The sequence below is a fragment of the Neokomagataea anthophila genome (assembly GCF_018122595.1).
GTDB lineage: Bacteria > Pseudomonadota > Alphaproteobacteria > Acetobacterales > Acetobacteraceae > Gluconobacter > Gluconobacter anthophilus.
Genome location: NZ_JAGRQH010000137.1, coordinates 1 through 238, shown reverse-complemented (window position 1 = coordinate 238; position 238 = coordinate 1). Strand labels below are relative to the sequence as shown.

General features: G+C 35.3%; 1 protein-coding gene. It reads right to left on the bottom strand.

Translation table 11 applies throughout. The features are described from left to right. Window positions 1-130: 130 nt before the first annotated feature. Window positions 131-238, bottom strand: a 108-nt coding sequence (locus KB213_RS13345; protein WP_211683546.1) for a peptidoglycan-binding domain-containing protein, incomplete at its 5' end; no start/stop codon positions are given.

Here is a 238-nt window from a genome sequence, read left to right as displayed (position 1 = left end):
TATGTAGGACCAGTAACAAAAAGTTTTAGCATAGATTCCTTTGGGGCTTCAGCACCAAGTGATCAGTTAGAAGACAATTTCAATATGGAAGCCAAAAAAATATCTCAGCAGATTTTAGATCTATTGTAAATTAACAACCTGTATAAGCGCGCATAGCGGATTTCGTTCTATTTCCAGCCACACCATCAGGTATTAAACCAACTTTTCTTTGAAATGCTTTTATAGCTTCTTTTGTATC